Here is an 11,885-nt window from a genome sequence, read left to right as displayed (position 1 = left end):
TGGTCTATCAACCCTGCACTGATCATGCCAGTACCCTTAGCCTGCGGCAACAGGATCCCAAAGCCCTAGGCTCACAATAGTCGATCGCCATCTCATGTCTAGCCTCCTAGCATACATCCGCGCTGGAATGGTCATGCCATAGCCAAAGGATAGGAGCTGCGATCGCCCTTGCAGGTCAGAATGATTGCCATCCCAGCCCGTAGAACCCAAGCCAAAATCTAGTATCCCTCAGAAGCCGCAAATGCTCAAAATTCCGGCTATATCCCATAGATTTTGGCAATTTTGATACATTTTTTCGGACTAGAACGTATCGCGGGCTACATTTGTCCACCAGAGAACGAACACCGCGCGATGCCCGAGCGATCGCCCCGGTTAGGACTCAGACGGCGGCGGCGTGGTTCTGTGCAAAACGGGCAAGCGATCGCCCCGAAACAGTTCTTCACTAGCTTGCCCAACACTCAGCATGACATCGGCCATCAGCTTGCCGCCCATGATGCCCAGGAGCACCGGAACGGTTGCTGCGCTGAGGAGAAGCTCGGAGGGAAATCTAGACTGTGACATGGTGTATGTAGGAAAAAGCTCAATATCAACATCAAAGGTGCGTTATCTTCCATCTTGCCGCGCTTCATCACACTTGCACCATATCTAATGGAAAACCCCCTCCCTAGATAGGAAGAGGGTATGGGTCGATCAGCCAAATCCCAATGGACTTAGAGATTAAGGGCGATCGCTACACCGGAGCATAGGTCAAGACTGGTTCTGCATCGCCATGAATACGGCGTAGATCAGCACCCAACTGCTTCAGTTTCCATTCCAAGTTGTCATAGCCGCGATCGAGATGCTGCAAACCTTGGAGTGTGGTTGTTCCCTCCGCCGCCAAGCCCGCCAACACCAGCGCCGCCGAAGCCCGTAGATCGGTCGCCACCACCGGCGCACCAGACAGCTTCGGTACACCGCAGATAATCGCGGTGTTGCCCTCCACGCGAATGTCTGCCCCCATGCGGCTGAGTTCCGCAACGTGGCGCAGTCGGTTTTCAAAGATATTCTCAATGACAATGCTGTTGCCTTCACTTAGCGCCAGCAGTGACATGAACTGAGCCTGCATATCCGTGGGAAAACCGGGGTAGGGCAAGGTTTTGAGGTCAGTGGCCCGATAGCGATCGGCCCCAATCACCCGCAGCCGGTTGGGCGCTTCCACGAGCACCGTTGCACCCACCGTGCGCAGTTTGGCAATCACGGCGGTGAGATGCTCGGGCACCACAGGCGATACGGTGATATCGGAATGGGTAATTGCCCCAGCGATCAAAAACGTTCCAGCCTCAATCCGGTCTGGGATCACGGCATAGTCAGTGGTGTGTAAGCTAGGAACACCAGAAATCACGATGGTGTTGGTGCCAGCTCCGCGAATCTTGGCCCCCATCGCTCGACAGAAGTTGGCCAGATCCACCACCTCGGGCTCCTGGGCCGCATTCTCTAGGATGGTTTCTCCCTCAGCCAGGGTCGCAGCCATCATCAAGGTTTCCGTTGCGCCCACACTGGGGCAATCGAGGTAGATGCGTGCCCCCTGGAGCCGTTTACGCACCCCTGGGATGTAGGCATGAACCACACCGCGATCGATTTGCACATTGGCCCCCATGGCCTGCAACCCGCGCACATGGAGATCAACCGGGCGAGCACCGATGGCACAGCCGCCGGGCAAGGGCACCCGAGCAATGCCTAGCCGAGCTAGCAGAGGCCCGATGATGAAAAAGCTAGCGCGCAACTGGCTCACGAGTTCGTAGGGAGCCTTAGATTGGGAGATGTGGCTGGCATTCATCACCAATGCAGTACCGTCCCGCTCAACCTTGACACCCAGGGTGGCTAGGATTTCCATCATGCGGTCGATGTCTAGCAGCGAAGGAACATTGCGCAAACGACAATCCTGAGGGCATAACAATGCACCAGCCAACAAAACAAGCGCAGAGTTTTTTGCACCACTGACGTGGGCCTGCCCGGATAGACGAGCACCACCCTGAATGTGAAGCACCGCGTTGCTAGATTCAGCACTAGAAGCGGAGTTAGATGAGCGGGACGAAGGAGCGATGGGTCTGTCCTCCCAAAAATTATGTAGGGTTATGAAGATTTCGGTTCTGATTCTACCGAAAAGCAGCCAAATGTCTAGATCTGAATATCACATTTTAGAAAAACCAAGGAAACAAAAGGCGATCGCCCTTTGGCTCAGATCTGACCACGAAGCATGATTCAAGGTTTACTCAACCTTAACCTAATCATGGGTAAACTCAAAAAAAATCCCCCCTGACTGGGTTGACGAATGCCTCAAGACAAGCGATGATTGATAGTCGCAGCCAAAAGCTGATGCGGAACTGGCGGAATTGGTAGACGCGCTAGATTCAGGTTCTAGTGTCTGCAAAGACTTCCGGGTTCAAGTCCCGGGTTCCGCATAATTTTAGACGAAAAAATCAGAGTCCTGACAAGCGATCGGTCTGTGATTTTTTAATGAAGGTGGTCAGTCTCAACTGGTCACCTTCATTTTTGGCAAGCTGCCTAGTACTGCAAGACAGAAGAACGAAGACAGAAGAACGAAGACAGAAGAACGAAAAGGGATTCCAGGACAAACAAGCTTTCCCGCCTTAGCAACTAGGTGGGTTACTTCCGCCTCAGAGTACTAGATCCTAGCAATACTGGGCATAACTATCATTCTCGCAATCAAAGCTGCTTCAGGCATCAATAATCGTCATTTGGTTGCCTTTTTGATCGCCTTGACCTGTGCCCCACCGGCGAGATAGAGATCACCATGCCTGAACTATACTGAAGCATCCAATCCATCGCTCATATCTAGAACCAGTTTCAATGTCATGTTCAATGTCATGAAAAATGTTGGTTCTCCGGTTTTCTCAGCAAGAATCATTTAGCATTGCTGTATGATGGCGCAAAGCTCGGATTCTAAGGCTGGGTCGTCACCTTATGAATCGGTTGAGCTTCCTGAGATGTAGCCTATCTACCGTCCATAGCATCATTTGAGCCAGAGGGCGATCGCTCCGCTTGTATCCTTCGCTCATCCATCCTTTGTTCATCTATTCTTCCTGTTGATGTTGTTAAGTTCATGACTGCTGCACCCATTCCTAGACAGCCAAGCCCTCCTGATCCTCCTGGCGATTCATCGTCAGAGATGACGCCTGTCTTTGCGCTGAAGGAATTGGTCTCGCGCCTCCACCGTGAACAAAATAAAATTCAAGACCTCCTCAGTTCCCTAGGTTTTGCGCTGCGGAGCTTCAACAACCTCAACCAGTTTTTAGAACTCACACCGCTGATTGCTAGCCGGGTGACCGATGCCGACGGCGGAGCGTTGATTTTGCTCAAGCCCAATGGGCAGATGCGTCTAGAACGGCTGCACTGTCAGGACGGACGCCAATGTCAAGACGTGCGCCGGGCCCTAGAGGCTGCCACCCGCCAAATTACCACCGCCTCAACGGGCAATTCTGGACGGGTGATCCTGCCGCTGCCGAACCTTACAGAAGTGCTCGATGCCCAAGTGAGCCATTTCTTGGGCCCAGAGGTGCGCCTCTTTGGCTCCCCCATTCTCATCAAAAATGCAGAGCGGGGACGGCTCTATGTCTTTAGCCATGATCCAGACTATGCCTGGACGGAAACCCGCCAAAAGCTGATTCGCCTGGTGGCCGACCAAACCGCCGTAGCGATTGAAAACGATCAGTTAACGGCAGAACTGCGCAAGAAAGAACGCCTCGATCGCGAACTAGAAATTGGTGCAGAAATTCAGCTTCAGCTTTTGCCGCGCCACTGTCCCACCATTGAAGGAGTAGATCTGGCGGCCCTTTGTCAAACGGCCAACCGGGTCGGTGGCGATTATTACGACTTCATTCCTGCCAACTACGATCGCATTCGTCCTCGCAAGGGCGATCGCTCCGAGTCTCAGTGCTGGAGTTTAGCTATTGGCGACGTGATGGGCAAAGGTGTCCCGGCTGGCTTGATTATGACCATGCTGCGGGGCATGTTGCGGGCTGAAGTGCTCAACGGCCACTCCCCCGCCCGGATTTTGCAGCACCTGAACCACGTCATGTATGGCGACTTGGAAAACTCCAATCGCTTTGTGACCCTGTTCTATTCCGAATACGACACCGAGACCCAAGTGCTGTCCTACAGCAACGCCGCCCACAATCCACCCCTGCTCTGGCAAGCGGAAACCAATAAAATTCGCCGGCTAGATACCCTAGGCATGTTGATTGGGCTGGATGTAGACACCCAGTACTACGATGCCCAAATCCAGCTCTACCCAGGCGATACGCTCATCTACTACACCGATGGCTTCACCGATGCGGCTAACCGCCAGGGCGATCGCTTTGATGAAGAAAATCTCACCGCTGCTTTCCAGTGGGCCTGCCACCATTGCTCGGGGCCCCAAGCCATCCTCGACCATCTCTTTAATGAAATCTGGCGATTTATCGGTCATGGTCGCGCCGCCGAGGATGACATGACCTTGGTTGTGATGCAGGTCAAATCCAAGGAATCGAGCCTAGCGACTAAAACCGATTCCCATGAGGATCACGCGGCATCTGGGGTGCGGAATCTAGATCAGCTTCAGCTCGACACCGATCATGCTACGCCGGCCAACCTTGATCAGGACGGTGAATGAGCCACAGAAAATCTTGGGACTCATGAGGGGAATCGTTAAATTTGCCTTAAAGGAGTAGGTCTCTGGGTTGATGCCTTTTGTCCCCAAGCAGCGTAAGCTTAGGGGGATTCAACTTAGTGAGTATTCATACTTAAAGACTATGTTAGCGAAACGAAGAGGGCATGTTGCCTTGATTTCCGTCCATGCTGATCCAGCGACGTTGGCAACAAACGGTATCGCTAGTGTTCAGAGTGCTTATGTGAAAAAGCTGGGTGAAGGACTAGCCCAAATGGGTTGGCAGGTGGATATGTTCACTCGATGTACCGATCCAGAGCAGCTCTCTGAGGTTGAGCATCTGGACGGATGTCGCACCATTCGACTGATGGCTGGAGAAGCAGCACCGTTGTCTGCCGATGACACTTATCAAGTGTTGCCAGACTTTGTCAAAGCATTTGTTCAATACCAAAGTAAATCCGGCATTCTCTATCCGCTGATTCATACCCATTCTTGGCTATCGGGCTGGGTCGGGCTGGAGCTTAAGCAACGCCAGCTCATTAAGTTGATTCACACGCACCATGCCCTAGGTAGCGATCGCTATCAGGATGCCACTACGATTCCTATGCTGGCCAGCGCCCAGATCAACACCGAGAAGGCCTGTCGTGATGGGGCCGATCAAGTGATTGCCCTCCACCCTGACGGAGAATCGTCTCACCAAGGAGCGATCGCCCTGGATGGCGCGGCAACGGTAGACGAACTAGACGTGATGTACCGTTCCCTGCTCAACCAGCTCCACTGCGAGTTTTTCGCCGTCCAATCCGTTAGCTAATACGGGCAGCATCCAAGATCCCTGTCCTGCCTAACCCCGATCGTGATCAGGCAAATCTTGGGAGAGAGATTCTGGATGCTGTACTACTTCTGGCTCAAAAACTTCTAGAACCTCTTCATCCTGCATGGGAGGTTCTAGCGCTTCTTCCTGAGACTGGGGAAGCGATCGCAAATCGGGCAGTTCAACTAGCTCTTCTTCCTGAGGATCCTGGAGATCGAGGGGGATAGACAGCGGTTCGGGCCGCTCAATCCAACAGCTCGCCACCGGCAGCGTATCTTCCAAATCATCCAGCGGCCGAGGAATAATCATCACAGCATGGAGCTCACCGATGCGCTCTGCTTCATGCATCCCAGCTTCCACCGCCACCGCCACATCTGCCACCCGGCCCCGAATAATGGCTGTGCAGAGCCCTGCCCCCACCATTTCGTAGGAAGCAAGCTGCACATCAGCCGCCTTAAGCATGGCATCACAGGCTCCCACCATGGCTGGAAAACCACGGGTTTCCACCAAGCCAACCGCTTGATTACTCAGACGGTTATGGCCGCGTCCCTCCACGATGCTGGCAAGACGACTGCCAATGGGCAGCACCGCATCAAGGTTGGGCAACGGTCGAGAAATTACCAGCTTTGAAATGAATTGGCCAAATTGTTCAGCAGTCTCAGCTCCAGCCTCCACCGCAATGCGCACATCCGATAGGTTGCCTCGCACCACCGCCGTGCAGTAACCGCTACCAATTTTTTCATACCCCACAAGCCTCACCCCAGATGACTTGAGCATCATATCGGCAGTGCCCACGATCGCTGGAAAGCTGCGGGTCGAGACCAATCCGAGGGCCTGATCTCGGAAGTCGATCGATCGCCCAGCGGCTTGAATAAATTTTGATGGTGGATTACGAAGCTCCATGATTGCCCTCGTGCGTCCTGTGGGTGAGCATCTACACCGCGTGCTGACCATCATGGAGATGACATGAGCGTCGGATCATCACCGTCCATGATTGAGCCTCGACCGGATTGAGTCGCTACATTAGATAACCGCCCGCTTCCGGGAATGTTTTGCTCTCTCTAGCAAGGTCAACTCACCAGAGACGACTGAATCAAACTAGACGAACCCAACAACATGGGTTGCTTAGCTCTATCTTAGCCTGCCATTAAAATTATCTCGTAGATTCATAGCTGTGCCCTACGAATTAGGCGTATTCGGCTCGTCTGAGTCTGATTGCAGCGCTTGCCGATGGGGGAACAACATGCCCATTAAGCGATCGAGAGAGGCTTGCCCATAGACGGGGGTCTGCATCGTTGGCTGGGAGGTGAGCTGGGAGGACGGTGCATCGGAGCCGCCCCCCGTTGCACCGTTCTCCGATGCGTTGCTTGCCGATGCGTTGGCCTTAGATGGTTCTGGAGATAGCTCTGAAGACGGCTTTGGTGGTGTAGATCCTGTAGACGGATGGTGCGATCTAAGACTGCTCTCAGCGTCACTGCTTTCGTCTTCCCAAGGATCCGCGCTGAGCTCTCGATCGGTTAAGGTTACAGACCTAAACTGCGTTTCGCTTACGGTATGCTCCACGATCTGCTCCACAACCTGCCCCACCGCCTGCGGTAAGGCCGTTGGGCTAGAGATGAAGGGCGATGTTCCGGCCTGGGCCACCGCTTGCCGCCCCATCTGCCCGAGGAGCGTTCCTGCTGGTACCACAGATCCTGCCGCCACATCACAGGCAAAGATGGTCACCCCTGATCCAAGACAGGCATTCTGCCCCACCCGTCCTGCTCCTACCACTAACACCTGCAGGCCCAGAATCACTCCCTGTTCAAGATGCACCGTACCTTGGTAGGCATGCAGCACCGAACCCATACCAATGCACACTCCTGCCTCAATAATAATGCGACTTCCAGGATCAGCCTGAAGAACCACGCCGGGAGCGATCGCTGTTCCAGGATGCAGGGTCACATCGCCACTGAGGATGAAATGGGTGTCATTGGTAGGTGGCAGGAGTGGCAAACTCATGGACTCAGTTCGTTGGGGAAACCAGGAACGTGAAACAATTCGATTGATGAAAACTGCATCATCTAAAAGCAGACGCGGTCACCGAAACAGATCGATGCTCCTAGACGTCCGCATCTAGTTCTCTCTTGTCTCACAGGTCTGGCATATGATGCTTGATCAACAGATTGAACCAAGCCTAGCCTGGCGGCTTAGCATCCTTCATGCAACCGCCAGTTCTAGACGTCAGTCAGAGGTCAGCTATGGACGCTGAACCATGATCTCAGCGACCCGTTTCTTGGATTTGGTATCAATCCCAATCAGGCGAACATATTCACCTTGATGCTCCGCCATACAGGCAGACAGGGCTGACATCACATCATCAGGGCGGGTGGATTGAACCGGCGCACAGTTTTTCCACGTACCCGTGCGGAAGCGACGAGCATCCACATGTTCCATACCGATCCGGTAGCCTTGGGACAGGAGCTGACGCACCTGATCTGCCACATCACTGCCTACAGATGTTGACGAGGATCGTGATCCAGAACCGTTCGAAGACGACGTACTGGTTCGTGCCGCGTAGCTACTGCTCGATGCAGAAGCCTTGGGAGCGCTATCGCCTGGCCGTTGAATCATCACCTCTGCCACCCGGCGGCGCGACCGAGTATCAATACCAATCATCCGCACATATTCCCCAGCATGTTCGACCATGCAGGCGTTTAATGCGGCGATCACATCGTTAGGACGGGTTGCTTCAATGGGTGAGCAGCTCTTCCACGTGCCTGTGCGGAAGCGGCGAGCATCCACATGCTCTGTACCAATCTGATAGCCCTGGGACAGGAGTTGATGGACTTGATCGGCCACTTCACGGCTCAGGCCCGCACTGCTTGCGGAGGGTGCCGATGCATAGCTGGCACCGTTGCTGCGCTGTCCGCCGCTGGCAACAGACTTCGGTGCCTCACCGGGGCGCTGCACCACCGTTTCCAAGACCCGTCGCCGAGATTGGGTATCAATGCCAATCAAGCGCACATATTCTCCGGCATGGTCTGCCATACAGGCTTCCAAGCCAGCCATCACCTCATTCAAGCGCGTAGACTGAATGGGGGCGCAGCTCTTCCACGTGCCTGTGCGGAAGCGGCGAGCATCCACATGCTCCATACCGATCCGGTAACCCTGGGATAGAAGCTGACGCACCTGCTCAGCAATATCGCCAGAGACAGGCTCGGAAGACGGAGAGGCGATCGCTTGCCCAGACTGATAGGGCGAATAGTTGGAGGTGGAGCGACGATCCTGGGAGGGGGCGGAGTTGCCATTGCGATCGCCCGGACGCTGCAACATCACCTCAGCCACCCGTCGCTTAGACCCCGTATCCACACCAATCATGCGGACATATTCTTGGCTATGTTCATCCAAACATCGCTCTAGGGCAGCAATCACCTCCGATCGCTGTCCGGCAGAAATCGACGGCCCTGTCTTCCACGAACTAATCCGATATCGACGCGCATCGGCAAACTCAGTGCTAATGCGATAGCCCTGAGTCAACAGTTGATGCACCTGCTCTACTACTTCTGGACTCAATTTCATACGTTGTACCTGCCCATCGCTATCATTGACCCTGTCAGCACTATCACCACTTGCTTGGTATACCTGCTCTAACTCACGGCGCAGGGTAGATACCTGCACGGCGTTCTCCGCTTGATGGGGATGCGATCGCACGGATTCATGGACACCCACCACATGTTGCACAAAGCGACTATCGGCTTCTTGCACATCCGGTAACTGATCGGCTTGTTGCTGAGACGTGATCACGGAACCAGATGGCACAAATTTTCCAGGTGGAATTTCCACGTCTTGAATCAACACGTGCATCATAATGATGCAGCCTTGACCAATGCGAGCATTGAACAGGGTGGAGCGAAATCCGATAAAGCAATCATCCCCAACATAGGCTGGGCCATGGATCAGCGCCATGTGAGTGAGGGTGACTCGTTGCCCAATCCAAACGGAGTAGGAGCGGTCATTATCTCCCACCACTTGACCCTGATCTAAGCCATGAATGACAGCACCATCTTGAACACGACTGCCCTCACCAATAAAAAATGGGTGCCCCTCATCCGCCCGGATGGAGGTCCCTGGAGCGACCACTACGCCAGCTCCAATACAAACATCACCAATGATATTGGCGAATGAATGAACGTAGGCCGTGTCGTGAATTTGAGGCTGTGCCAAGCTTTTAGACCATGGTGTTGGGGGAGTAGCGGAGTAATGAGCTACCATAAGCATTCCCTTCTAAGCAATACAAACCAGTAAGCTAGGGCGATGCTTCCCTTGCCTAAACTCCAGACGGCAATCAAACATCCCTAGATGGATGCAGCGATCGCTGCCTTTTAGACTTCACCCCCAGCCGGTAATTCTAGAGGTAAGAGCAACCAGAAGCGATCGCCCTTACCTCCGAACCCTAAACGTCAGCGATCCGAGTCGCGTTTACTGTAAAACAAGCGATTGTCTAGGCTGACGGTATCGATAATGCCAATGACCAAAGCATCCAGTGGACGCGATTCACTGCCGCTCACCTGTCGAGCAGCACTGCCTCGGCTCACCAACACCCATTCATCAACCCCAGCACCCACCGTATCTGCAGCCACCTCATACTCGGGCAACGGGTTTCCCTGTTCATCGAGCAATTGGAGTAACAAGAACTTGACCCCAGTTAAACTTGGATCTTTTTGAGTGCTGACGACCGTACCGCACACCTTCGCAATCTGCATCGAACCTCGGATCTTGTTGAGCGCTGACTACCATTCCACAAACCTTAGCAAGCTGCTTCAGGTCTATGGACGGTTCATCGGACGAATACCGGTGACGCTTTCCCGGAATGCTTCAACGGCTTCGGTGTAGCGAATCGGCAGCACATACTCTAGGTTTTCGTGGGGACGAGCAATGATGTGGGTGGAAAGAACTTGACCGCCGTTGACGCGCTTCACATTCTCGATACCGGCAGCCACAGAAGCTTGCACTTCAGAGACATCACCCCGGACAATCACGGTCACGCGACCGCTACCAATCTTTTCGTAGCCCACCAAGGTGACCCGAGCAGCCTTGACCATCGCATCAGCGGCTTCCACAACAGCGGGGAACCCTAGCGTTTCTACCATTCCAACTGCAATTGACATGAGACCTTACTCCCTTCCAGTTAACGTAATGAACAAACTTTTGTATCGTGGCACTCGTTCCCTGCCTATCTTCAGAATGACACCTTAAGGTACAACTGAAGACAAACCAAGGGTGCTGATGCAAACACCAACAACGAGACTCTTTTAAGTCCGGAACTGCTCAACGGCTTCGGTATAGCGAATGGGCAGCACGTACTCTAAGTTCTCGTGGGGGCGAGCAATGATGTGGGTGGAGAGAACTTCCCCCCCATTCACCCGCTTTGTACAGTCAATCCCTGCTGATATGGAAGCCTGTACTTCAGAGACATCGCCACGCACAATCACGGTGACACGTCCACTGCCGATTTTTTCATAGCCGACTAGAGTGACACGCGCCGCTTTGACCATGGCATCAGCCGCTTCCACAACAGCGGGAAATCCCCTGGTTTCAATCATTCCGACTGCGATTGGCATCTCTCGTCTCCCACAAAGAAAACTGACAAAACTTCTAAACCTTTTTCTGACGTGATCGACGGGATGGTCGATTTTAATTATTCAGAAAAGCACCGTAAAATTCCCAAGATTAAGAATACAGGTGGTGGATCAGGTTTGACAATATAAAGCAAAATGATTCTTGTTTATGCGAAAAATAATCCAGACTTATCATACAGCCATTCTTGGGTGTACGAACCAGGGATAACCGGTCAAGGAGATAGGGGATCAGAGGGATGAATGCATCCACAAACCGACCCTTCTTTCGATAGAGCCATGGTCTGCCCGGCTGCATTGTTTATCCTTGAACGCTAAACAGCGCCTACCGCCTCAACAAGACACCATGTTGAGTACATCTGACTGCTAGCCTAAGCAAAAGAGAACTAAAACTTAGGAATGACGGGTCAACGATCAAGCTTCACCGAAGACAGGCGAGGTTACGATACTCACACATTCACACATTTAGATTGGGGGGCTTCGTATGATTGCGATCGCTTTGTCACTAGCCTTACCATCAAAACTGTCAAATTGTGAAGATTAACATCATCTAAGGTGCATAAAGCTCATTAGATGCATTGTATGCTCACCATTTCATCCAGCGATCAACGTCTGCCTCTATCATCTAAGCACTAATTGAACATCCTTTCAGGCAACTAAAGTTGAGAAGATGATCATTGAAGACAAGGATTCAAATCAACTAAAGGTTCAAAACACATTATTCAAAACACATTAGAGGATATTTGACTCACAAACTCTGATGATCTGCCTTTAATAGTACCAAGCTGTTGCCCCGGTTTCTTGTGTTCAA

At 52.9% G+C, this 11,885-nt stretch carries 11 protein-coding genes and 1 tRNA gene; 3 read left to right on the top strand and 9 right to left on the bottom strand.

The features are described 5' to 3' along the window. Positions 1-36: 36 nt before the first annotated feature. From JUJ53_RS06460 to murA, 3 genes are all read right to left on the bottom strand, one after another. Complete coding sequence (locus tag JUJ53_RS06460; RefSeq protein WP_204151159.1) at positions 37-210, bottom strand: hypothetical protein; 174 nt, start codon at positions 208-210, stop codon at positions 37-39. A gap of 162 nt (positions 211-372) precedes the next feature. Then, positions 373-561, bottom strand: a complete 189-nt coding sequence (locus tag JUJ53_RS06455; RefSeq protein ID WP_204151158.1) for a hypothetical protein — start codon at positions 559-561, stop codon at positions 373-375. A 169-nt stretch (positions 562-730) separates the two neighbouring features. Further along, complete coding sequence (gene murA, locus JUJ53_RS06450) at positions 731-2,083, bottom strand: UDP-N-acetylglucosamine 1-carboxyvinyltransferase (protein ID WP_204151235.1); 1,353 nt, start codon at positions 2,081-2,083, stop codon at positions 731-733. Between the two features lie 274 nt (positions 2,084-2,357). On the opposite strand from murA, the gene JUJ53_RS06445 reads away from it, so the two are divergent. The 3 genes from JUJ53_RS06445 (at position 2,358) to JUJ53_RS06435 (ending at position 5,456) form a co-directional block, all read left to right on the top strand. Next, a tRNA-Leu gene (locus JUJ53_RS06445) sits at positions 2,358-2,441 on the top strand. Positions 2,442-3,103: 662 nt separating this feature from the next. After that, entirely contained in the window at positions 3,104-4,651 is a 1,548-nt protein-coding gene (locus JUJ53_RS06440; protein WP_204151157.1) for a PP2C family protein-serine/threonine phosphatase, read from the top strand. 139 nt (positions 4,652-4,790) lie between these two features. After that, complete coding sequence (locus tag JUJ53_RS06435) at positions 4,791-5,456, top strand: glycosyltransferase (protein ID WP_204151156.1); 666 nt, start codon at positions 4,791-4,793, stop codon at positions 5,454-5,456. A gap of 30 nt (positions 5,457-5,486) precedes the next feature. On the opposite strand, the gene JUJ53_RS06430 is transcribed toward JUJ53_RS06435, so the two are convergent. The 6 genes from JUJ53_RS06430 to JUJ53_RS06400 form a co-directional block, all read right to left on the bottom strand. After that, positions 5,487-6,359: a BMC domain-containing protein gene (locus tag JUJ53_RS06430; protein ID WP_204151155.1), complete on the bottom strand. Its 873-nt coding sequence runs from the start codon at positions 6,357-6,359 to the stop codon at positions 5,487-5,489. Positions 6,360-6,635: 276 nt separating this feature from the next. Beyond that, positions 6,636-7,457 carry a hypothetical protein gene (locus JUJ53_RS06425; RefSeq protein WP_204151154.1) on the bottom strand — a complete coding sequence of 274 codons (822 nt, stop codon included), beginning with the start codon at positions 7,455-7,457 and terminating at the stop codon, positions 6,636-6,638. Between the two features lie 237 nt (positions 7,458-7,694). Continuing rightward, a complete protein-coding gene (locus tag JUJ53_RS06420) occupies positions 7,695-9,662 on the bottom strand; it encodes a ribulose bisphosphate carboxylase small subunit (protein ID WP_239124817.1) in 1,968 nt (655 codons plus the stop codon). Positions 9,663-9,898: 236 nt separating this feature from the next. Next, positions 9,899-10,201 (bottom strand): EutN/CcmL family microcompartment protein, encoded by a 303-nt coding sequence (locus JUJ53_RS06410; RefSeq protein WP_204151152.1) that lies wholly within the window; start codon positions 10,199-10,201, stop codon positions 9,899-9,901. Positions 10,202-10,264: 63 nt separating this feature from the next. Then, on the bottom strand, positions 10,265-10,606 hold the full coding sequence (locus JUJ53_RS06405; protein ID WP_204151151.1) for a carbon dioxide-concentrating mechanism protein CcmK: 342 nt from the start codon (positions 10,604-10,606) through the stop codon (positions 10,265-10,267). Positions 10,607-10,750: 144 nt separating this feature from the next. After that, on the bottom strand, positions 10,751-11,059 hold the full coding sequence (locus JUJ53_RS06400) for a BMC domain-containing protein (protein ID WP_204151150.1): 309 nt from the start codon (positions 11,057-11,059) through the stop codon (positions 10,751-10,753). Positions 11,060-11,885 lie beyond the last annotated feature (826 nt).

The sequence above is a fragment of the Leptolyngbya sp. CCY15150 genome (assembly GCF_016888135.1).
Classification (GTDB): Bacteria; Cyanobacteriota; Cyanobacteriia; order RECH01; family RECH01; genus RECH01.
The sequence above is the reverse complement of the archived record's forward strand: the minus strand, read 5'-3'. Positions and strand labels throughout refer to the sequence as shown.

Coding starts and splice junctions, on each gene's coding strand:
- JUJ53_RS06455 (WP_204151158.1), bottom strand. CDS start 561: ATGTCACAGTCTAGATTTCCCTCCGAGCTTCTCCTCAGCGCAGCAACC.
- JUJ53_RS06440 (WP_204151157.1), top strand. CDS start 3,104: ATGACTGCTGCACCCATTCCTAGACAGCCAAGCCCTCCTGATCCTCCT.
- JUJ53_RS06435 (WP_204151156.1), top strand. CDS start 4,791: ATGTTAGCGAAACGAAGAGGGCATGTTGCCTTGATTTCCGTCCATGCT.
- JUJ53_RS06430 (WP_204151155.1), bottom strand. CDS start 6,359: ATGGAGCTTCGTAATCCACCATCAAAATTTATTCAAGCCGCTGGGCGA.
- JUJ53_RS06425 (WP_204151154.1), bottom strand. CDS start 7,457: ATGAGTTTGCCACTCCTGCCACCTACCAATGACACCCATTTCATCCTC.
- JUJ53_RS06410 (WP_204151152.1), bottom strand. CDS start 10,201: ATGCAGATTGCGAAGGTGTGCGGTACGGTCGTCAGCACTCAAAAAGAT.
- JUJ53_RS06405 (WP_204151151.1), bottom strand. CDS start 10,606: ATGTCAATTGCAGTTGGAATGGTAGAAACGCTAGGGTTCCCCGCTGTT.
- JUJ53_RS06400 (WP_204151150.1), bottom strand. CDS start 11,059: ATGCCAATCGCAGTCGGAATGATTGAAACCAGGGGATTTCCCGCTGTT.